This is a genomic window from Marinoscillum sp. 108 (assembly GCF_902506655.1).
GTDB lineage: Bacteria > Bacteroidota > Bacteroidia > Cytophagales > Cyclobacteriaceae > Marinoscillum > Marinoscillum luteum.
The window spans coordinates 2,471,909-2,492,385 of the sequence record NZ_LR734808.1 but is presented as its reverse complement, the minus strand read 5'-3'; the positions used below and the strand labels follow the sequence as shown (position 1 = coordinate 2,492,385).

19 protein-coding genes and 1 riboswitch are annotated in these 20,477 nt (G+C 46.2%); of the genes, 14 read left to right on the top strand and 5 right to left on the bottom strand.

Annotation, left to right across the window (positions count from 1 at the left end):
• Positions 1–16 precede the first annotated feature (16 nt).
• Both GV030_RS09985 and GV030_RS09980 read left to right on the top strand, forming a co-directional pair.
• Positions 17–517, top strand: a complete 501-nt coding sequence (locus tag GV030_RS09985; RefSeq protein ID WP_159582169.1) for a hypothetical protein — start codon at positions 17–19, stop codon at positions 515–517.
• Between the two features lie 2 nt (positions 518–519).
• Positions 520–3,474 (top strand): T9SS type A sorting domain-containing protein, encoded by a 2,955-nt coding sequence (locus GV030_RS09980; protein WP_159582168.1) that lies wholly within the window; start codon positions 520–522, stop codon positions 3,472–3,474.
• Between the two features lies 1 nt (position 3,475).
• On the opposite strand, the gene GV030_RS09975 is transcribed toward GV030_RS09980, so the two are convergent.
• Together GV030_RS09975 and GV030_RS09970 are read right to left on the bottom strand one after the other, a co-directional pair.
• Positions 3,476–3,952: a gluconokinase gene (locus tag GV030_RS09975; protein WP_221413326.1), complete on the bottom strand. Its 477-nt coding sequence runs from the start codon at positions 3,950–3,952 to the stop codon at positions 3,476–3,478.
• 83 nt (positions 3,953–4,035) lie between these two features.
• Positions 4,036–4,518, bottom strand: coding sequence for a hypothetical protein (locus GV030_RS09970; RefSeq protein WP_159582167.1), 483 nt, complete (start codon positions 4,516–4,518; stop codon positions 4,036–4,038).
• Positions 4,519–4,797: 279 nt separating this feature from the next.
• On the opposite strand from GV030_RS09970, the gene GV030_RS09965 reads away from it, so the two are divergent.
• The 12 genes from GV030_RS09965 to GV030_RS09910 all read left to right on the top strand — a co-directional run bounded on the left by GV030_RS09965 (position 4,798) and on the right by GV030_RS09910 (position 19,234).
• Positions 4,798–5,853: a complex I subunit 1 family protein gene (locus GV030_RS09965; RefSeq protein WP_159582166.1), complete on the top strand. Its 1,056-nt coding sequence runs from the start codon at positions 4,798–4,800 to the stop codon at positions 5,851–5,853.
• Positions 5,850–6,719 (top strand): 4Fe-4S binding protein, encoded by an 870-nt coding sequence (locus GV030_RS09960; protein WP_255465302.1) that lies wholly within the window; start codon positions 5,850–5,852, stop codon positions 6,717–6,719. Before GV030_RS09965 ends, GV030_RS09960 begins: the two co-directional genes overlap by 4 nt.
• Entirely contained in the window at positions 6,706–7,209 is a 504-nt protein-coding gene (locus GV030_RS09955) for an NADH-quinone oxidoreductase subunit J (protein ID WP_159582165.1), read from the top strand. Before GV030_RS09960 ends, GV030_RS09955 begins: the two co-directional genes overlap by 14 nt.
• Positions 7,206–7,514: an NADH-quinone oxidoreductase subunit NuoK gene (gene nuoK / locus GV030_RS09950; protein WP_159582164.1), complete on the top strand. Its 309-nt coding sequence runs from the start codon at positions 7,206–7,208 to the stop codon at positions 7,512–7,514. The genes GV030_RS09955 and nuoK overlap by 4 nt, the downstream gene beginning before the upstream one ends.
• Positions 7,514–9,478, top strand: a complete 1,965-nt coding sequence (locus GV030_RS09945) for an NADH-quinone oxidoreductase subunit L (RefSeq protein ID WP_159582163.1) — start codon at positions 7,514–7,516, stop codon at positions 9,476–9,478. The genes nuoK and GV030_RS09945 overlap by 1 nt, the downstream gene beginning before the upstream one ends.
• 13 nt (positions 9,479–9,491) lie before the next feature.
• Positions 9,492–11,120 carry a NuoM family protein gene (locus GV030_RS09940; RefSeq protein WP_159582162.1) on the top strand — a complete coding sequence of 543 codons (1,629 nt, stop codon included), beginning with the start codon at positions 9,492–9,494 and terminating at the stop codon, positions 11,118–11,120.
• A gap of 3 nt (positions 11,121–11,123) precedes the next feature.
• The gene (locus GV030_RS09935) at positions 11,124–12,560 is read left to right on the top strand and encodes an NADH-quinone oxidoreductase subunit N (RefSeq protein ID WP_159582161.1); all 1,437 of its coding nucleotides are present in this window, start codon (positions 11,124–11,126) and stop codon (positions 12,558–12,560) included.
• Positions 12,561–12,566: 6 nt separating this feature from the next.
• Positions 12,567–14,453: an amidophosphoribosyltransferase gene (locus tag GV030_RS09930; RefSeq protein WP_159582160.1), complete on the top strand. Its 1,887-nt coding sequence runs from the start codon at positions 12,567–12,569 to the stop codon at positions 14,451–14,453.
• 172 nt (positions 14,454–14,625) lie between these two features.
• Positions 14,626–14,735: riboswitch (SAM riboswitch) on the top strand.
• Between the two features lie 338 nt (positions 14,736–15,073).
• Positions 15,074–17,194, top strand: coding sequence for a HEPN domain-containing protein (locus tag GV030_RS09925; protein WP_159582159.1), 2,121 nt, complete (start codon positions 15,074–15,076; stop codon positions 17,192–17,194).
• A gap of 3 nt (positions 17,195–17,197) precedes the next feature.
• Positions 17,198–17,965, top strand: a complete 768-nt coding sequence (gene cobA / locus GV030_RS09920) for a uroporphyrinogen-III C-methyltransferase (RefSeq protein ID WP_159582158.1) — start codon at positions 17,198–17,200, stop codon at positions 17,963–17,965.
• Entirely contained in the window at positions 17,962–18,564 is a 603-nt protein-coding gene (locus tag GV030_RS09915; protein ID WP_159582157.1) for a bifunctional precorrin-2 dehydrogenase/sirohydrochlorin ferrochelatase, read from the top strand. Before cobA ends, GV030_RS09915 begins: the two co-directional genes overlap by 4 nt.
• 4 nt (positions 18,565–18,568) lie before the next feature.
• Positions 18,569–19,234 (top strand): phosphoadenylyl-sulfate reductase, encoded by a 666-nt coding sequence (locus GV030_RS09910; protein ID WP_255465301.1) that lies wholly within the window; start codon positions 18,569–18,571, stop codon positions 19,232–19,234.
• A gap of 93 nt (positions 19,235–19,327) precedes the next feature.
• Here the strand turns inward: GV030_RS09910 and GV030_RS09905 are convergent, their stop codons facing one another.
• The 3 genes from GV030_RS09905 to GV030_RS09895 form a co-directional block, all read right to left on the bottom strand.
• Positions 19,328–19,537: a hypothetical protein gene (locus tag GV030_RS09905; RefSeq protein WP_159582155.1), complete on the bottom strand. Its 210-nt coding sequence runs from the start codon at positions 19,535–19,537 to the stop codon at positions 19,328–19,330.
• A gap of 189 nt (positions 19,538–19,726) precedes the next feature.
• Positions 19,727–19,951 (bottom strand): hypothetical protein, encoded by a 225-nt coding sequence (locus GV030_RS09900; RefSeq protein ID WP_159582154.1) that lies wholly within the window; start codon positions 19,949–19,951, stop codon positions 19,727–19,729.
• 199 nt (positions 19,952–20,150) lie between these two features.
• On the bottom strand, positions 20,151–20,477 hold the full coding sequence (locus tag GV030_RS09895; RefSeq protein ID WP_159582153.1) for an iron-sulfur cluster assembly accessory protein: 327 nt from the start codon (positions 20,475–20,477) through the stop codon (positions 20,151–20,153).

The following is a 20,477-nucleotide window of genomic DNA, read 5'->3' as shown; positions in this document are numbered from 1 at the left end:
TAAATTTGGTGCACCTATGAAAAAGCCCCTCATTGCCTTCATCTGGTTTTTGGCCTGTGCCTGCACACCCCCGCCCTCTCAGCAGCCTTTGGAGAATTTTGGGCCATTTACCGGGGCTACAGTTTCCTGTGGTCATCTTCAGATTTTTGTGCTCAACCAGTCAGGAACGGGATATCTGAGGGTTTTTGTTGATGATAGGGCGCTTCCCCTTGGGCGGGAAAATACTTTCCGAGTGGGGGAGGATGGTCTGTCGGTGGAGTACAGAGCATTTGATCAGGACATTTCTTCCATGCTTTGCAATGACGTGATGCCCTCCGTGAAACCCAGGGAGCTTCAACGTGTGCCGGCTACTACTGGGGTGGTTTATATTACCCTGAGTCAGGAAGATCTTGATCTATACCTCAAGGGTGTCACCTATCGGGTAAATGTAGTATTAAACGATGTGTCAATAGATGGGCTTGCAGAGCCGCTTTCTTTCCGACTGGAAGGGATGGTGGTAGGCTGGTTGCCAGGTTAGATATGAAAAAAATTCTTTTCTTTTTTGCTTTCACTGCTGCCTGCCAGCTTCATGCCCAGCTACAGCCCTGTGCTACTGTAGTTACCCAGCGACAGCTTGAGCTGCTCAGGGATTTTCATCCGGATGTGAGGTCGGGCGGCCGAATGGCCGATGTGCCTGTGCAAAATGTAGCCATTTCTGCCCACCTGATCAGAAGGACAGACGGTACAGGAGGCATGACCGAACAGGAACTCAATGATGCTATGGACGTGCTGAATGACTATTATAGTCACGCTAATCTGGCATTTTTTTTAGCTGGAATCACCGAGATTCATAATTCCGAATATTTCGATTTCAATACAGATGATGAAGTGGCTATGGGTGCAAAGTACGATGTGGCCAAAACCATCAATATCTATTTTGCCAACTCGGTAGGAGATAGTCAGGGTGGTAGCTATTGCGGATATGCCTATTTCCCCGGTGGGCCAGACCGTGTACTTATGGACAATAGTTGTGCAGTCAATGGGAGTACACTCCCGCATGAAATAGGCCATTATTTTACCCTGTATCATACCCATGGCAGTTCCAATAGCCAACTTACCGATGAGCTGGTGGCACGCGTCAACTGTGAGACTGCCGGAGACGAGCTTTGTGATACACCCGCAGATCCTCAGTTGGGCGGATCCAATGTGAATGCGAGTTGTACCTATACCGGCACGAGCGTGGACGCCAATAACGATCTTTTCACGCCGGATCCCAGAAATATCATGTCTTACTCCCTCAAGTTTTGTCGGGATGTCTTTACGGATGGGCAGTATTCAAGGATGGATCAGGCCTATGATGCCTATCGATCTTACTTGTATAAGAAAATTGTTTCCGCAGACTTCACTCAAAATCTCTCGGAAGCTTGCGCCGGCACATCCATCACTTTTTACGACCGGTCACTCAATGCGACCAGCTGGAGTTGGTATTTTGAAGGAGGGATTCCGGAAACCTCCACGGCTCAAAACCCAGAGGTACTTTACGAAACCGGAGGGGTATTTGACGTACAGCTTATTGTGTCTGGTACAGGGGGAAATAAGGACACACTTCTCATGGAAGATCAGGTGTTGGTGGCCGCTGTTCCTCAGACTATATTGATCTCTAAGGTGGCCAGATTTGAAGGCTCCGGAATTGACCTGGAAGTGATCAATGAAGACGGACAGAAGACCTTTGAACAGATTTCGGGGATTTCGTCAGAGGGCCAAAAGAGTGTTTTTGTGAATTTCTATGAATATGGAGCAGTGGGAGCAGAGGATTATCTGGTTTTGCCGCTGGTTGATAATTCCTTCTCCCGGGATTATCGCCTTACTTTCGACTATGCCTATACCTATTATGATGATACTTATTTCGACCGCATGGCTGTTTTGTATCGGGGTAGCTGTGAGGCCGACTGGGTGAGTCTGTGGGATAAATCGGGCGTCGGACTGGCTACCAAGCCTGCACAGACAGGTTCCTTTTCGCCCACCTCAGGGCAATGGAAGTCCGTATCGCTGGAGTTTACTGTGCCCGAAAATCTGGAAGGTACGGAGGTAGCATTTAGAACGACCAACGGGTACGGAAATAACCTTTATATCGATAATATTCGACTTGAGGCCTTTGTGAAAATGGAAGCCACGCCATACACCTGCCCCAATACCAATGACGGTATGATAACCGTCCAAACCAGTGGTACTCAGAATTATACCTTTAGCCTGGATGGTGAGACGTTTGTGTCTGATGGTGAGTTTGGCGACCTGGCAGCGGGTGCATATACGGTCACTGTCAAAGATGAATTAGACAGGGCTTACAGTGAGTCACTGACTATTGAGAGCAGGGTGCTAAATAAAAGTGTGCAACCTACTTCCTGTCATGCTGCTGCTGATGGTTCAGCCACCTTTACAGTTTCGGGCGGAGGTGCCTACCAGTTTAGTGTGGATGGCCAGTCGTTATCTGGCAACAATGCTTCGGGCTTATCCGCAGGGATACATACGGTTTCGCTGGAGGGCACAGATAATGAATGTATTCTGACAGAAGACTTTGAAGTCCTCTCCCCAGAGCCGCTTGCTGTAGAGGTAGTGGTCACTGACGCTAACTGTTTTGGAGGCGAAGGAACCGTAGATGCAGAGGCCTCGGGTGGGAGTGGAGCGCTCAGTTATCAGATAGACGAAATGGGGTTCACCAATACCTCCACCTTTTCTCTTGGCTCGGGTGATCACCTTCTGACGATCAAAGATGAAAATGAATGCGAGTTGCAATACTTCTTGACGATTGATCAGCCGGACTCGCTGTACTTCACCTATGAGACTACTGGGTTTTTGTGTGCCAAAAATTCCTCAGGTCAGCTGACTATGACAGGAGCTGGCGGGTCAGGGGCTTATACGTTTTGGGCAGGCGAAGAGCAGTTGTCCGGTGAGGTCCTGGAGAAGGATGAAGCTGGTAGCTACGAGGTGAGGGTGTTTGATGGCAATGGCTGTGAGTTTTCTCAGGAAATCACAGTAGGCTATCAATATGAGCTTCCGGAAAAGCCTGTGATCAATTTAGTGGATGGTCACCTGCAAATTGCAGAGACAGATGCAGACATTTGCTGGTACCTCGATGGTGAGCTTATGGCAGGAGAAACCGGCCCCTCTGTGGTGTATGGAGCCGGTACTTATGAGGTAGCGCTCACGGTAGGTGACGCAGGCTGTTCCGTTTGGTCAGATCCGTTTGTGGTCCTGGGCCTAACCGAATGGCCTGAGATTATGATTGTACCAAATCCTGTTATGGATCAGTTCAGCATCAAAATTCCTAATGATTTAAAGGGTGGGTTTAGATCGGTAATGGTCTACGATATGAGCGGTCAGCTTATTTTGAGTAGCCATAAAATGGAAATCCATAACGAGTGGCCCGCCGGGATTTACCTTTTGGAAATCAAAGGAGAATCCTTTCACCTCATACGCAGGATCATCAAAAAGTAGTCTACGGTTTCAATGATTTGAGAATGACTGAAACGATTTCATCCGGATGCTGATCAATGCTGACCTTCAGTGCATCGTCAGGTACTTCGAGGGTCTCAAATTGACTGTCAAGGAGGTTTTCTTTCATGTAATGGCCTGCACGCTTTTTAAGTCTTTCAAAGATCAGTTCCTTGCTACCATCCAGATAAATCCAGGAATAGGCGTGGTTGGGATCCAGAATGAAACGATAGCTGGCCTTCAGGGCTGAGCAAGCCAGCACCACGCCAGGAGTAGATATGAGTTGCTCTTTCAGTGTCTGAAGCCAAGGGAGTCTGTCATCGTCATTGAGAGGTATGCCACTGGCCATTTTGGTTTTGTTCTCTTCCGGATGGAAATCATCTGCATCCAGAAAAGTCTTACCGAGTCGATCAGCGACCATGTGGCCGATGGTCGTCTTGCCGCTGCCGGATACTCCCATGATGATAATTGGGTGCGCCATAATATGCGGAAGTTACCAAAAAGGACAATAAAAAAGCCAGCGCAAACGCTGGCTCTCATGACTAAATTGGAGAAATCTTTTATTTAATAGCTTAAAAGGACTTTTTTAGTGTACATCCCCACAATTTGCTCATCTTCCTTGAGTTGGCCCAATAAGTCTTCAAACTCCGCAGTTTGTTGGTTTCTGATGAAGATGGCTATGTCCAGAATTTGTTGAAACTCGGCAATGGCCATCTCCTCTTTGATATATCCTTTCTTGATTCCTTTTTTGTAGTAGCGCTCCAGTTTCTTCACCGAATTATAGATAGCAGGCTTATCTATATAGGTTTTTGGTGTAGGGTTGGTCGAAGATTCTTCTTCTACCCAGGTGTATCGCTCACGGAGCAAGTAAAGTTTCTTAGCTACTTCCTCTCCCATGAAGTGACCCCTGATGAATGCCAAATCAATGGCAGAATCATCCAGTTTATCTTCCATGGCTCTGAAGTGAAACATCTCTTCATCTCCTGACTGGGCCAGTAGTGCAGTACTTGCAGTAACGGCCAAAAAAAACATTAATATCCTCTTCATATTTTTGCTGTTTTATGGTTCTGTAAATTCCAGTTTTTATATAACAACAGAACAAAATTAATCATTAAAATCAGAATATTATATTTTAAAAGGAAGATATCGCATAATTTTATTTCTTTTTTTAATTCTTGCAAAGATTGAGGAACATCCATATTTCATATTAATGATTTTCCAATGAGAGGTGTCCTTTGATGAGAAATAGGCAAACTTTTCTGCTTGTCAGTGTCTTCGTTTAACTTAGCCGCTAACATTTTTAGAAAGACCGATGTTTTAGGGCTAATGATCACTTTTTTATTCTTTTTGCCGTTTTTATTGGGGTTTGTCGTGGTGGGCGTGTACGGTGAGCGCAAGATCGCTGCGTTCGTACAAAACCGCCTCGGTCCGATGGAGGTGGGCCCAAAGGGCTTGTTTCAAACAGTAGCTGATCTGTTGAAAATGTTGCAGAAGGAAGACATTCGGCCAAAGGCAGCTGACAAAGCATTATTTCTTTTCGCGCCCATCCTCATATTTGCTTCTATTTTTGGAGGTTTTGCGGCACTCCCTTTGACTACTGAGGCCTTTCCTCCCGCCTTTTCGGTAGGGGTGTTTTACCTTCTGGCTATCGTTTCCATAGATGTTCTGGGGATTTTGATGGCTGGCTGGGGTTCTAATAATAAGTATTCCCTATACGGCGCCATGCGCTCAGCAGCACAGATTGTTTCCTATGAGATACCACTCGGACTGTCGGTGCTGGCTGTGGTGATGTATGCGCAGACCATGGACCTCCAAAGCATTACACAGCAGCAGGGTATTTTGGGAGAAGCTCCGCGTTACTTCCTGGGCATATCATCTTTGGAGGTGACCGGTATTGGTGGCTTTCTTAGCTGGAACGTCTTCACCATGCCTTTTATGTGGGTAGTGTTTTTGATCTTTTTCATTTCAGGATTAGCGGAGTCCAATAGGGTGCCTTTTGACCTGCCGGAGGCAGAGTCTGAGCTGATCGGGGGCTATCACACTGAGTATAGTGGCTTTCGCTGGGGTATATTCATGCTATCCGAATATGCCATGATGCTATTGGTATCTTTTCTGGCGGCCATTCTTTTTTTTGGTGGCTGGAACACACCTTTGCCCAATATGGGTGTCCTAAAGCTGGCCGACTGGACTACAGGCCCTGTATGGGGTGCATTTTGGCTGGTAAGTAAGGGTACTTTCTTCATTTTTCTGCAGATGATGATTCGATGGACTTATCCCAGACTAAGGGTAGATCAGTTGATGTCATTATCTTGGAAATATTTAACTCCGGCAGCTATTCTGTTGTTGTTTGTGGTTGGCATTTGGAAACTGTGGATGTTATGAGTGGATACTTTAAAAATATCAAAGAGGCATTTAGCACCATGAGTGAGGGCTTAAAGCTCACTTTTGGCTATTTGGCGGATGCCAGAAAATCAAGAACCCCCATAGGGGTAGCCGATGAAAAGTATTTTGATGCGGACAAAGGGATCGTGACACTGGAGTATCCTTATGAGTCTTTACCTGTGCCCGACAATGCCCGCTATCGGCTGCATAATGAGATCGATGACTGTATTGTATGTGATAAGTGTGCCAAAGTATGCCCGGTAGATTGTATCGAGATAGACCCCATATTGGCTCCTGAGACTTTTGGGATGACCTCAGATGGTACACCCAAACGGATTCACGCCGCGAAATTTGACATAGACATGTCCAAATGCTGCTTTTGCGGCCTATGCACGACTGTATGTCCTACGGAGTGTCTCACCATGACCAAGGTTTATGATTTCAGTGAGTTTGATGTGAATGATCATGTGTACTCATTTGCTGAGATGAGTCTGGCGGAGATCGCGCAGAAGCGAAAAGAACTGGCAGAGTTTGAGGAGAAAAAGGCGGCAGCCAAGGCTGCTGCGAAAGGGGACTCTGAGCGTGAGCCTGTGAAAGCCAAAGCTGTGATGCGCCCTAAACCTATGGCACCTAAACCAGCTGGCGCAAAGCCGGTCATGAAGCCAAAACCTGCCGCTAATGAGGAGCAGTCCACTAAGCCAGCGGAGACAGAAAAGCCTCGGCCGGTCATGAAAAAACCTGCGATGAAGCCAGTATTGAAACCCAAAGCCGCCGGTGGCGAGACTGACAAGCCAGAGAACAAGCCCAAGTTTAAGCCCAGGCCGATGATTCCTAAGAAACCAAAAGATGACGATGGGGATAAGTGATGTATTTACAGCGTTTTTCGGACTAATGATTGTAGTGCCCGTCCTGTACCTCCTGTTTACCAAAAACATCATTCGGGCGGCGTTTGCTTTCGTGATTTCATTGTTGGGACTGGCGGCTACTTATGTGCTGCTTCATGCGGAATTGATGGCGGTGGTGCAGATCATGATTTATGCCGGGGGGGTCATTGTACTGCTTATTTTCGGAATTATGCTCACCAAGCGAGTAAGTGATGAGGGTGTGTTTACCCAACACCGAAGTGTGGTGCTGGGCGGTACTGTATGCGCCGTTTTCTTTTTGTTGTTGACCAAATGGACATTGAGCTCTGGGCTGACATGGCCGAATGCTGAAGTTTCGGATATGGATCAGGTAAGGAAAATCGGTGTTCTCTTCCTCACAGATCATTTGATTGCCTTTGAGGTGATCGCATTCTTGCTTTTGGGAGCACTGGTGGGGGCGGCATTTCTGGCTAAAAAATCAGGAAACGCATGACTCAGATTCCTTTAACCTATTATTTGATCCTATCGGCTTTCTTACTGTGCAGTGGGCTGCTCATTGTGTTGATCAAAAAGAATGCTGTTTTCGTGTTGATCGGAATAGAGCTGATGCTGAATGCAGCCAACCTGAATCTGGTGGCCTTCTCAAAGTTTGACCCAGACCTGAACGGGCAGGTTTTTGCCATCTTTTCCGTGGTGATTGCTGCCGCAGAGGCAGCCATTGCCCTGGCTATCCTGCTCAATATCTACAAAACCTATGATTCGTCTGATCTGGATGATCTAAATACGCTGGAGAACTAATGACAACCTCAGCCATCTACATAGCGCTTGTTCTTATTTTTCCCCTCTTGGGTGGAATCATTACTTACCTTTCAGGCTCAAAGAATGCTGGCAGACTTTCTCTGATAGGCATGCTGCCTGGAGCGGTAATGGCTGGTTTTTTAATTTATCAGAGTTATGAAGCCAGCGTTATGGTTCGGTGGGAGTGGCTTCCCGGATATGAACTTGGGTGGGCCATAGACAGGATCAGTGCGGTGCTGATTGGGTTGGTCTACCTGGTGTCCCTGCTGGTGCATCTTTTCTCTGCGCATTATCTCAGTCATGACCGGGCCATTCATCGGTATTTTGGCAAACTCGGCTTTTTCACTTCTTCGATGATTGGGCTGCTGGCAGCAGATCATTTTCTTGTCATTTTCATCTTTTGGGAACTGGTTGGTTTTTCCTCTTACCTGCTGATTGGGTTCTGGTTTGAGGATAAAGAGAAAGCCGTTGCAGCCAGGAAAGCTTTTATGATCAACCGGGTGGCCGATGCAGGCCTGCTGATCGGTGTGATTTTAATGATTACGGAACTCAATCAGCCATTTTTGTCTTCTCTGACCGGAGGAAATTCCTCGTTGCTGGTAAATCTGGCAGGCTTTGGTCTGATGATTGGTGCGCTGGGTAAATCTGCGCAGTTTCCATTTTCGGGGTGGTTGCCAAAAGCGATGGCCGGCCCAACGCCAGTGTCGGCGCTGATCCATGCTGCCACTATGGTGGCGGCTGGTGTTTATCTGCTGATTCGTGTGGTGCCGTTTTTGTCTCCAATGGTGCTGAATGCTACGGCTGTCATTGGTGCAGTGACGGCATTTATGGCGGCAGTTTCCGCACTCACCCAGCATGATATCAAGAAAGTATTGGCTTATTCTACCATCTCACAGCTTGGCTATATGGTGATGGGCATTGGAGCAGGAGCTCATGAGTCATCTCTTTTTCACCTCTGGACCCATGCTTTTTTTAAGGCGGGGCTGTTTCTGGCGGCTGGTGCGGTTATTCATTACCTCCACACCCTTAAGCATGACGATTCCACCTTTGATGCTCAGGACATGCGAATGATGGGTGGGTTAAGAAAAGTGTTGCCTTTTACGCACATCGCTTTTATCATCTGTGGGCTCGCACTCTCAGGACTCCCATTGTTTTCAGGTTTTCTGTCAAAAGAAGGTATTTTGTCTGAGGTCTGGCTCTGGGCGACAGGGCATTCTACCCAGGGGTACTGGCTGGCTTATCTGGTGTCAGATCTGGCATTTATTACTGCACTGCTTACGCCCATCTATATTGGGCGGCAAATCCTTTTGGTTTTTTATGGCAATCCCCGTACTGCCATTGAAAAGCTCCCTCAAATGGAGCCACTGGGTCTGGTGAAGGTTCCGTTGATCGTTTTGTCAGCGGGAGCACTTTGGCTGGCCAATGCACTCAATCCACTGGATGCCAATGGTTGGTGGCTGGGTTCTTTTGTGTTTGGAGACACTGTCGGTCATGGACATGGAAGCATCCAGATTTGGACCATGATATTATCCATAGCGCTGGCCATTGGCGGTTTGGCGATCAGCTACATTTTCTTCAGACCCGGGTCAATGCGCACTTTGAGCTATCAGATGGCTCAGGTGCCAACGAAGTGGTACAGCCGATTGATCTTTGAGGGATGGTATCTGGAAAGAGTTTACGAAGGTTTGTCAAAGAATTATATAAGGATGGCGGGGGCAGCCCGTGTTTTTGATCGGAAAGTGATTGATTGGTTAGTTAATGCAGCGGGAGTGTCCACTGTGGTTTTTAGTAAAGCTTTGGCCGTGATCGATCGTGAAGTTGTGGATGGACTGGTTAATTTCGTAGCCTGGCTATCCAGAGGTGTGGGGGGAATGTTTAGCAAAATACAATCGGGCAAGGTTCAGAATCAGCTTATCTGGATGATGCTCCTGCTGTTGCTGCTTGTGCTGTGGTCTCAATATTAGTTAAGTAGAAAATATGATGAACTACCTGCTTAGTTGGATGATTTTTTTGCCGTTGGCAGCCGCTTTTGTGGTGGGGGTCTTGCCGGCTTCTTCGCGTCAGGCCATTCGATGGATTGCATTGGGAGCCACCTTGGTACAGTTGGTTTTTGGCCTGATCCTGTTTTTTGGATTTGATGGCTCCATTCAGCCAAAGGCCTGGGCGGATGCTTTCCAGTATGTAGAGTTGGCACCCTGGTTTTCACTTCAGTTGGGCAATTATGGATCCCTTCAGGTGGACTATTCGGTGGGCGTGGATGGCATCAGCATGCCGCTCATTGTGATGAGCACCATTTTGCTGGTGATCGGTGTGGTTTCCTCCTGGAAGCTGACTACCAAAGTGAAGGGATATTTCATGCTTTATCTCATTTTGAGCGGGAGTTTGATCGGGTGCTTCGCTTCACTCGACTTTTTCCTTTTCTATGTCTTCTTTGAATTCATGTTGCTCCCTATGTTTTTCCTCATCGGGATATGGGGAGGGCCGAGGAGGTCTTACGCTTCAATCAAATTTTTCTTATATACCCTTCTGGGTTCGTTGTTTATCCTCATCGTGATGATCGGTCTGTACCTGTCAGTAGGGAGTATAGATGGTGCCGGCGCACAAACGAATACTTTTAGTCTGATCCAGATGATGGACGGTGTTTATCTGAGTAATACACTGCTGTCCCCGGAAAGTGGATATGTGCTCTGGGGAATGCCTCTGAGGTCTGTGGCTTTTATCCTGTTGCTTGTCGGGTTTATGATCAAACTGCCCGCCGTGCCTTTCCATACATGGCTACCGGATGCCCACGTGGAGGCACCAACGGCCATTTCTGTACTCCTGGCAGGGGTGCTCTTGAAAGTAGGAGGGTATGGTCTTTTTAGGATTTGTTATGCCATTTTCCCGGATGCAGCAATCTCCATGGCTTATCCAGTGGCCGTCATTGGGTTGATCTCTATTATCTATGGTGGCCTGGTGGCCATGGCTCAGAATGACATTAAAAAATTGATTGCCTATTCTTCCGTCTCCCACATGGGGTTTGTCCTGCTTGGTCTGGCAGCGATCACCAGCGAAGGCGTTTCCGGTTCATTGTTTCAGATGGTATCCCACGGCTTTATTTCCGGAGCATTGTTCCTGATAGTAGGGGTGATCTATGACCGCACCCATGATCGGCAAATTGAAAACCTGAGTGGCCTAGCGAGTAAAATGCCTCAATATACCTTTTTCGTGGTTTTATTCTTTTTTGCCTCTTTGGGGCTGCCTGGACTCTCCGGATTTGTTGGAGAAGTTTTGGTACTTATGGGGGCCATCGGCACAGAGTCGCTCACGGGCATATTCCCGAGATGGATAGGTATGGTGGCCGTGCTCGGGATTATCATTTCAGCCGGGTATTATCTGTGGACCCTTCAGCGGATGTTTTTTGGTAAGTTCTGGACCAGGGAGCGCGAATGGGAGTCTTTAATGCGGGATCTCACTATTCGGGAATGGTTGATGCTGGCTCCGCTGGCAGTATTGGTAGTGCTCTTCGGGGTGTTTCCTTCACTGATTCTTGATCCCATCGACAATTCCATTCAGTTTTTTGTAGAGCGTGTGCTGGATCAGGGGCACTATTTCCTAAATAAATAGACCATGCTCACCAATCAGCTCACCAATATTTTAGACAGTCTCGGAGGCCTGAGTTTTGAAATTTCGCTGGCTGCAGGTGCCCTTATTCTGTTGATGGCCGGTCTTGTATGGAAGCAAACTCTGGTGAGTCGGGTGATCTACGTGGTGGTCATCTTGGTGGCCATGTGGTTGGTTCAGGTAGATGGTGTTTCTGGATTTTTATTTGACCAAACGCTGGTGACTGATTCAATGGGGCAAATCATGAAACTTTTGTTTGGCGTGACCTCACTGTGGATTGTGTTTTTTCCTACAGCCGAAAGGCACCGGTCTGAGTATTATTTTCTGATTCTTTCTCTGATATTAGGTAGTACTCTGATGCTCTCTGTCAATCACCTCCTGGTGATCTATCTGGCGGTAGAGCTTACATCGTTTTCGGCCTACATGCTCACCAATTTCAATTTTAGGAAGGGAGCTTTTGAGGCTGGAATGAAATACCTCATTTTTGGGGGCGTCACGTCTGCACTGGCGCTTTACGGAATGTCACTTATTTACGGTTTTACGGGGACTCTGTCGCTTTCTGAAATGGATCTTCACCTGACGGGAGATCCGGTGCTCCTGAACGTGGGAATTTTACTTTTCATTGGCGGAATACTCTTCAAGGTGAGTGCAGTTCCATTTCACATTTGGGTGCCCTCTGCCTATCAGGAAGCACCAACTGATGCCGTAATGGTACTTTCAGTAGTTCCAAAGTTGGGTGGGTTTGTGTTGCTTCACCGAATCCTCATGACTGTGGGGGTTCAGGAACTTTACTGGCTGTACGTTACCATTTCCGTGATTGGCATCTTCACAATCGTTCTTGGCACACTTGGCGCTTTGGGGCAGACCAATGTTAAGCGGATGATTGCGTACGGGGCCATTGCTCATTCGGGATTTATTTTAGTGACCTTGCTCATTCCGTTTGAAAATGGTGCGGTGGCCTTTGCCTGGTATGCGGTGGTTTATGCCATGATGAATGTAGCTGTATTTTATCTGGTTTCCGTTTTCGAAATTCATGGCAAAACAGAGATCAATCATTTCTCGGGACTTTCAAAAACCGAGGCTTATATGGGTGGGTTGATGGTAGTAGTGATGATCGCTTTGATCGGCCTTCCACCCACAGTAGGGTTCACTGCTAAATTTTACCTGTTTACAGTGATGTGGGACTGGTATCAGCAGGTGGGTGATCCGGTGATGCTTACTTATTTGATCGTAGCGATTTTGAGTGTTATTTTCTCCCTTTTCTTTTATCTGAAAATCCCTTATTTCTTTTTTCTTAAACAAGAAATAAGCGACCTTCAGGTAGGAATCCCTGTCAGTCAGCGGATAATTGCAACTATTTTCACCTCCGGTTTGTTGTGGTTTTTCTTTAGGCCGGAAATATTGAATAACATTGCAGAAATTATTAAATTCCTTGATTGGTAACTAACCATGAGCGACCCTATCAAACACGAATGTGGAGTAGCTGTACTTCGCCTCAGAAAGCCCCTCCAGTATTACATTGATAAATACGGATCTCCGGCGTTTGCAGCAAAAAAGATGTACCTGCTCATGCAAAAGCAGCACAATAGGGGGCAGGATGGCGTAGGAGTAGCCAACATCAAACTGGATATGCCGCCCGGCACCAGATACATCAGCAGATACCGCACCACCAATCAGCAGCCGATCGAGGACATATTCGGCAAAATCAGCAGAAAATATAATAAAGCAAAGAAGGAAGGAGGCGACAGCTTCTACGATGCTCAATGGATGAAAGATAATTATGCTTTCACCGGTGAAGTATGGCTGGGTCACCTGAGGTATGGTACACATGGAAAGAACGGGATCGAAAGCTGCCATCCTTTTTTAAGACAAAATAACTGGAGAAGTCGAAACCTGGTGATGGCCGGCAACTTCAACATGACTAACGTGGACGAGCTTTTTGACAAGCTGGTCTCTTTGGGGCAGCACCCTAAGGAAATGGTGGATACCGTCACTGTGATGGAGAAAATTGGCCACTTTTTGGATGAAGCCAATCAGGCAGTTTTTAATAAATACAGGGGGACTAAAACCAATATTGAAATCACAGATATCATAGAGCAGGAACTGGATCTGCAGCGTATTCTTGAAAAGTCCTGTCGCGACTTTGATGGTGGATACACCATGACGGGGATGCTGGGGTATGGCGCAGCATTCGTAGCGCGCGATCCCAATGGCATACGACCAGCCTACTACTATGCCGATGATGATGTGGTGGTAGTGGCTTCAGAGAAGCCAGCCATCAAAACCACCTTCGAATGTAATTACAATGAGATCCGTGAAATACCACCGGGTCATGCATTGATCATTGAGAAAGATGGTAGCTACAGGGAGGTGAAGTTTATTGAGCCAAGGGTGAAAAAGTCCTGTTCTTTTGAGCGGATTTATTTTTCCAGAGGTACCGATCCTGATATCTACAATGAGCGCCGGAAATTGGGAGAACTACTTATCCCGAGCGTCCTCAAATCGGTCAATTTTGACCTGAAAAATGCAGTTTTCTCGTACATCCCCAATACAGCGGAAACCTCCTTTTTGGGCCTCCTGAGAGGTATTGATAATTACCTCATTGCCCAGCGAAAGGATATTATACTCGATCAGAAGCCCAGTGCGGATTCACTGGAAGAGTTACTTTCTTTTCGCCCAAGGGTGGAGAAGTTAGTGTTGAAGGATGCCAAACTTCGAACTTTCATTACCGATGATGCGCACAGAGACGATCTGGTGGCGCACGTATATGACACCACCTATGAGGTGATCAATAAGCGAAAAGATACACTCGTGGTAATCGATGATTCTATCGTGAGGGGTACCACTTTGGAGAAAAGTATTCTGACACTGCTGGATAGGCTGGAGCCTAAAAAAGTGGTGATTGTATCATCTGCTCCTCAGATACGATTCCCGGACTGCTATGGGATAGATATGAGTAAGATGAAGGATTTTGTGGCCTTCAGGGCGGTGCTTGCCTTGCTTCAGAAGCATGATAAGGAGTATCTGTTGGACGAGGTATATGAAAAATGTCTGGCCAGCACGGGAGATAAAAATCAGCGCAACTTTGTGAAGGAACTGTATGCTCCTTTCACTTACGATGAAGTTTCAGCCATGATTACGAATATTGTTCGGCCTAAAGGCATGAAAGCTGAACTGGAAGTAGTCTATCAAACAGTAGAAAACCTACACAAGGCATGCCCTAACCATATTGGCGATTGGTACTTTACGGGTGATTACCCTACCCCTGGGGGAAACCGGGTGGTAAATAAGGCCTTTATGAATTTCATGAAAGGCTCTGAGGTGCGCGCTTATTAACGAAGGAAGTGAAATGCTGGAAATGCCAGTGGTTCATTTGCGAAAATTGGAAATATGAGCGTAAAATTTTGAAAAATTGAATTTTTCAATACAAGTTATCGTTATTTTGATTCGGAAGTTTTGAAGTCTCAGTTTTGTGACTCACCTTTGCCTCATCAATTAGCGTATAATTGATTTATAAAGAAGCGTGGAGAGACGGGCTCTGTGAAGCGCTAGCAACCTGAAAGCAATGTTTAAGGTGCTAATTCCTGTTTCTGGCGGTTGCCGGAATAAATATGAATTAATTGACCATGAATTTACAAACAACCTTCTTTTTTAAGTCAATTGACCTCTCGAGACATTCGATGAGTTGTTGTTGCTGTTGTTGTAAGTGATCCCTATCCCTTACTGAAATACAGCACCTTTTTATCCAACAACTTTTATCATAATGCCTTTTAAGTTCAATTGTAACCCTTTATTCTTTCTAATGTCATGTTGTTGCTGCGCATGCGTGTGTTGCATATGCTGCATTTGTACATGACATCCCGGGAAGCACCAGAAATAAATAAAATATTTTCATTGTGTAACTAAAGCCCCGGGAGACTTCATTCAGGGGCTTTTTTTATAGAAAAAACAAAAAAATGATCACAAAAGACATCAGCAAAGAGGCCAAAGCCGACATCAAAGAGCTCAAGGATAAAATCCAGGATTTTAATCTTGGCAGAATACCTGAGGAGCGTTTCAAGTCTTTTCGTCTGGCCAGAGGAGTTTATGGGCAGCGTCAGCAAGGCGTGCAGATGTTTCGTTTGAAGCTGCCGTTTGGGAAAATCACCCCGGATCAGCTGGAGACGGTGGCCAATCTTTCAGAAAAATATACGAATGGTAACCTTCACCTCACTACCAGACAAAATATCCAACTTCATTTTGTGAGGCTGCAGGATACACCGGAAATGTGGGAGGCTCTGGAGTCCGTAGGGGTGACCACCAAGGAGGCTTGTGGTAATACCGTTCGCAACGTGACGGCTTCTCCATATGCGGGTATTGATCCCGAGGAGCCGTTTGATGTATCTCCCTACGCTCAGGGGGTATTTGAGTACTTCCTCAGAAACCCCATTTGTCAGGAAATGGGGAGAAAGGTGAAAATTGCTTTTTCATCCTCTAAGTCGGATGCGGCATTCACTTATATCCATGATTTTGGGTTTATTCCTAAGATCAAGAATGGCGCCTACGGATTTGAAGTGATTGTAGGTGGTGGGCTTGGTGCTCAGTCATTTATGGGGCAGTTGGCTTATGATTTCCTACCTCAGGATGAACTGATTCCTTTTATAGAAGCAGGCCTTCGGGTGTTTGATCGGTACGGAGAGCGGGAGCGAAGACACAAAGCGAGACTGAAGTATCTGATAGAGCCTAACAAGGGGATCGGTCTTGAAGGGTTCATGAAACTGATAGAAGAAGAGCGCAAATCTCTGAAGCATCAGACCTACAAGATCAACACCAAAAAGGTGATCACCAAAGTGCCTGAGGATCAGTCGATCTTGGGAGTGGGTGATTTTGAGCCCAATACTGCTTATAAGGAATGGTTTCTCACCAACGTGTTTGAGCAGAAGCAGGAAGGATTCTACGCCGTGAAAGTGAGAATACCTCTTGGAGACATCAAATCACCAAAGGCAAGAAAACTGGCTGACATAGCTCGAACATATGCTGCTGAAGACATTCGGTTTACCCTCAACCAGGGGTTGCTACTCAAATACATCCGTCTGGAGAATATCCCCGCGGTGTACCAGGCCTTGCAGGAGTTGGATTATGCAGCTCCGGGCTTTGATACCCTCGCGGATGTGACAGCCTGCCCGGGTACAGACACCTGTAACCTTGGGGTGACCAATAGTACTGCACTGGCCCTTGTTTTGGAAGATTTGATCCGTGATGAGTTTCCCCACCTGGTGGATGAAACTTTGATTAAAATAAAAATAAGCGGATGTATGAACTCTTGTGGCCAGCATATGGTGGCCAATATTGGCTTCCATGGCAGTAGCATCAAGAATGGTGACAAGGTATCTCCCGCCATGCAGGTGGTGATAGGTGGAGGGCTTGATCCGGATGGAAAAGGGAATATTGCTGAGAAGGTTATCAAAATACCTACCAAGCGAATTCCGGATACGGTGAGGACTTTGCTCAATGACTATGAGGAAAATGCCACTGAGGAGGAGTATTTCAACGCTTACTTTAGAAGAAGGGGAAAACGATACTTCTATGACATTCTGAAACACATTGCCGATGTGAAAACACTTCGTGATGAAGATTATCAGGATTGGGGCAAAGTAGATGATTTTGTGCCGGAAATTGGAGTGGGAGAGTGCGCAGGAGTCATGATGGATTTGGTGGGCACTATCCTCAATGATGCCGGCGATCGCTTGGCTAGTGGTAAAAGAACCCTGGCAGAGGGCAAGTGGGCGGATGCTATCTACTATAGCTACAATACGTTTGTCATTGGAGCCAAGGCTATTTTGCTCAGCAAAGACATTCAATGCAATACCCACATTGGTATCATAGAAGACTTCCAGAAACATTGTGTGGAGACTGGTGAGTTTGAAGGGATCGAATCCTTCTCTGAGTTAGTACTCCAGATCAATAAGTACGAGCCCGACGAAGCTTTTGCAGCCGCATATCTTGGTCAGGCCAATGATTTCTTTGCCCAGGTCAATAATTTCCGAAGCAAAGAGGCTAAAGACAAGTTGGTAGTAAACGAATTTTATAAAGCATAAGTGATGACGAAAACACCAAAACTTACGCTCGTGGGCGCTGGTCCCGGAGATCCTGAGCTGATCACTGTGAAAGGTGTGAAGGCTCTACAAAAAGCTGATGTAGTCCTGTATGATGCGCTGGTGGATCCTGAGCTTTTGAGCTATGCGCCAGATGCGGTGCACATACCTGTGGGCAAAAGGGCAGGCAAGTCTAGTGTGTCGCAGGATACGATCAATCACCTGATTGTGCAATATGCCAAAGAGATGGGCCATGTGGTGCGTCTTAAGGGTGGAGATCCGTTTGTTTTTGCACGCGGGTGTGAAGAAAAAGCGATTGCTGAGAGGCATGGAATAGAGGTGGACGTGGTGCTGGGTATCAGTAGTGTGATGCTGCCGGGCTATTTTGGGATACCACTGACTTGCCGTGGGGTCAATCAAAGCTTTACGGTGGTGACTGCTACTACCAGTGAGGGTACGCTCAGCGAGGATGTACTCAGAGCTGCTGAGCATTCACCTACCACTTTATTTTTTATGGGATTAGGTAAAATAGACCTGATTGCGAGGGCATATGTGGAGTTCGGACGGGGTGACTTACCCGCAGCCATTATTAGCAAGGGTTCTCACGCTGATGGAGATGTCATCAAAGGAAAGGCAAAAGATATAGCGGCCATAGCAGCCAAAGCGAAACCTGAGGCACCAGCACTTTTGATTTTTGGAGAAGGGGCTGCCCAGGCTAGCAACCAGCAGCAGGTGAATACCTGGTGGGAAGCAGCTAAATCCGAGGTAGCATGAATGAAGTAGGTCTTTCTGAGGGTAATGTGTTATTTCCGGTTTTTCTAAAGCTCAACCAGATACAGACCGTGGTGGTGGGTGGAGGAAATGTGGGCCTGGAAAAAGTAGAGGCATTGCTGAAGAATGATCCCAAGGCTCGAATAAGAATTATTGCTCCGTTGATCCTTCCAGCCTTGCAAGTGCTTGCTGATGGATCGGAGTTTATAGAAATATTAAATCGTAAAGTCAGGGGTGGCGACCTGAAAGGTGCTGACCTTTTGATACTCGCTACTGATGATTATTCGCTTCATGAGAAACTGAAGAGAAAGGCCAAAAAGTTAAGATTGCTGACAAATGTTGCCGACACCCCTGACCTTTGCGACTTTTACCTGGGGTCTACTGTGAAAAAGGGAGACCTGAAAATTGGGATTAGTACAAACGGGAAGTCACCCACTTTCGCCAAGCGATTCAGAGAGGTGTTGGAAGATATTTTGCCAGACAGCACACCTGAATTACTGAACCAGCTGAAAACAATACGAGATGACCTGAAGGGAGATTTTAATGAGAAGGTAGAGCGCCTCAATGAGATCACTTCAGTCCTCACAAAGAAAGGAAAGTAAAAATATGGAATCCGATTCGAGACTTTTGGAACTTAATGACCGATACGGCAATCTTACTTATCTGGATCGATTGAAAATGCTCTTTGGTGAGTTTGAGCCAGAGGAGATCCTGGTGACCACCTCCTTTGGGAGCACCTCCATAGCGCTCATTCACATGATTAGCAAGGTGGCTCCACGCCACCCGGTTCACCTGATCAATACAGGGTACCTTTTTAAGGAAACCATTCAGTATCGCGATCAGCTCATCAATGAGTTTGATCTGAATGTGGTGGATGTTCAGCCAAGGGAGCGCTCCCATGAGTTTACGAGCAATCATAAGGTTTGGGAGGGCAATCCGGACTTTTGCTGTTTTATCAATAAGGTAGAGCCATTGAATGCCTTGAAGAAGGGTAAGAAAGTATGGGTGTCAGGTCTATTGGGTTTTCAAAATGAAAATCGTGCGGGAAAGAGAATTTTTGAAGAGTCTCAAGGGTTACTGAAGTTTCATCCCATCATTGATATGAGTCAGGAGGACCTGAATCTCTACCGTACCATATATGAGCTTCCCGCTCATCCGCTTTTATACAAGGGGTTTGGGTCTATCGGCTGTGTGCAGTGTACCAAAAAAGGAGTAGGAAGAGCAGGAAGGTGGGAAGGTAAAGAAAAAACCGAGTGCGGGCTGCACTTATGAGTGTGCATGTTTGAATCCTCTATATAGCGTTTGCTAAACCAAAAAAAAGCCCGGAATTTCCGGGCTTTTTACTTTTTGTAACTTTCAATGTGATTACTCTGCTACTGTTTCAGTTACTACTTCTACAGAATCAGATACTTCCATCGCAAGAGAGTCTGCTGCTTCTACTACTTCTTCCACAACAGCGATAGGTTCTGATACTTCTACAGTGTCTGCTGCAGTACTTTCAGATTGAGAAGTTCCGGCTCCGCCACAGGCGAAAAAAGCCAGAGAAATGAGTGCTAGGTAAATTTTGTTTTTCATGATAAAAAGGTTGATTTGTTGGTTTAGTGCACACAATTTACGTGTAATATTAAAATATTGCTAATTTTTTAAAAAATTATTATATGAGAGAAAGTGAATGTAACTAACGATTTTTCTTGAAATTAACGGTTTATCACTAGTGTGAAGCCTTTTTTGTTTTCTTTATTCACCTTCTTTTCAGCAGATATTTTATTTCTGTAATCTACTCTTGTAGATGTCGGAGGCTCCTTCCGATGCGATTTTCTTACGTCCGGGTCTGTTGTTGTAGCCACTGTCTGATTCCACATAGTTGCGTACTTTAGTTGCGGATTGTGTGGAAGTTTCTTTTTCATTCTCGTTGCCAACTAGATTTTGTTTGTTTTCACAGGAGAGGAGGGCAAGAAACATCATGTTGATTAAAATTAGGTGTCTCATGGTTTGGTGTTGTTCTACCGCGAAATTGCCAACATGTGAGTACCCAAGGGGTTCATATTCGTTGGATGGCTTAATGTGCTCTATGACTTGGTTGAGGAGCACGGTGGAGTGAGGGCTTGTTTCAGGGCTGAGCTATAAAAAAAACCACCCCGAGTAATCAGAGTGGTTTTACAATTTTCTGGTAGGTGATGATGGGGAGCTATACCGCGAAGCTCTCGCCGCAGCCACAGGTACGTGAGGCATTCGGGTTGATAAACTGAAATCCTTTGCCGTTCAGTCCATCAGAGAAATCCAGCGTGGTGCCCAATAAATAGAGCATGCTTTTTTTGTCCACAATCACCTTTACTCCTTTGTCCTCAAAAACTTCGTCGCTTTCAGTAAGTGTATTGTCAAAAAGTAAGTCATACATCAAACCGGAGCAACCGCCACCTTTGACAGCAACACGCACGTTATGTGCCGGTGAGTGTCCTTCTTCTATTCTTAGCTCTGCGAGCCTCTCTTTTGCTTTATCGGTTACATTGATCAT

Excerpts from the sequence above, each read along its gene's own strand:
- nuoK (WP_159582164.1), top strand. The coding sequence starts at position 7,206 with ATGACTCAGATTCCTTTAACCTATTATTTGATCCTATCGGCTTTCTTA.
- GV030_RS09900 (WP_159582154.1), bottom strand. The coding sequence starts at position 19,951 with ATGAGACACCTAATTTTAATCAACATGATGTTTCTTGCCCTCCTCTCC.
- GV030_RS09905 (WP_159582155.1), bottom strand. The coding sequence starts at position 19,537 with ATGAAAAACAAAATTTACCTAGCACTCATTTCTCTGGCTTTTTTCGCC.
- GV030_RS09980 (WP_159582168.1), top strand. The coding sequence starts at position 520 with ATGAAAAAAATTCTTTTCTTTTTTGCTTTCACTGCTGCCTGCCAGCTT.
- GV030_RS09930 (WP_159582160.1), top strand. The coding sequence starts at position 12,567 with ATGAGCGACCCTATCAAACACGAATGTGGAGTAGCTGTACTTCGCCTC.
- GV030_RS09970 (WP_159582167.1), bottom strand. The coding sequence starts at position 4,518 with ATGAAGAGGATATTAATGTTTTTTTTGGCCGTTACTGCAAGTACTGCA.
- GV030_RS09965 (WP_159582166.1), top strand. The coding sequence starts at position 4,798 with ATGATCACTTTTTTATTCTTTTTGCCGTTTTTATTGGGGTTTGTCGTG.
- GV030_RS09915 (WP_159582157.1), top strand. The coding sequence starts at position 17,962 with ATGAATGAAGTAGGTCTTTCTGAGGGTAATGTGTTATTTCCGGTTTTT.
- GV030_RS09925 (WP_159582159.1), top strand. The coding sequence starts at position 15,074 with ATGATCACAAAAGACATCAGCAAAGAGGCCAAAGCCGACATCAAAGAG.
- GV030_RS09945 (WP_159582163.1), top strand. The coding sequence starts at position 7,514 with ATGACAACCTCAGCCATCTACATAGCGCTTGTTCTTATTTTTCCCCTC.
- GV030_RS09985 (WP_159582169.1), top strand. The coding sequence starts at position 17 with ATGAAAAAGCCCCTCATTGCCTTCATCTGGTTTTTGGCCTGTGCCTGC.
- GV030_RS09955 (WP_159582165.1), top strand. The coding sequence starts at position 6,706 with ATGGGGATAAGTGATGTATTTACAGCGTTTTTCGGACTAATGATTGTA.
- GV030_RS09935 (WP_159582161.1), top strand. The coding sequence starts at position 11,124 with ATGCTCACCAATCAGCTCACCAATATTTTAGACAGTCTCGGAGGCCTG.
- GV030_RS09910 (WP_255465301.1), top strand. The coding sequence starts at position 18,569 with ATGGAATCCGATTCGAGACTTTTGGAACTTAATGACCGATACGGCAAT.
- GV030_RS09975 (WP_221413326.1), bottom strand. The coding sequence starts at position 3,952 with ATGGCGCACCCAATTATCATCATGGGAGTATCCGGCAGCGGCAAGACG.
- cobA (WP_159582158.1), top strand. The coding sequence starts at position 17,198 with ATGACGAAAACACCAAAACTTACGCTCGTGGGCGCTGGTCCCGGAGAT.
- GV030_RS09940 (WP_159582162.1), top strand. The coding sequence starts at position 9,492 with ATGATGAACTACCTGCTTAGTTGGATGATTTTTTTGCCGTTGGCAGCC.
- GV030_RS09960 (WP_255465302.1), top strand. The coding sequence starts at position 5,850 with ATGAGTGGATACTTTAAAAATATCAAAGAGGCATTTAGCACCATGAGT.
- GV030_RS09895 (WP_159582153.1), bottom strand. The coding sequence starts at position 20,477 with ATGATCAATGTAACCGATAAAGCAAAAGAGAGGCTCGCAGAGCTAAGA.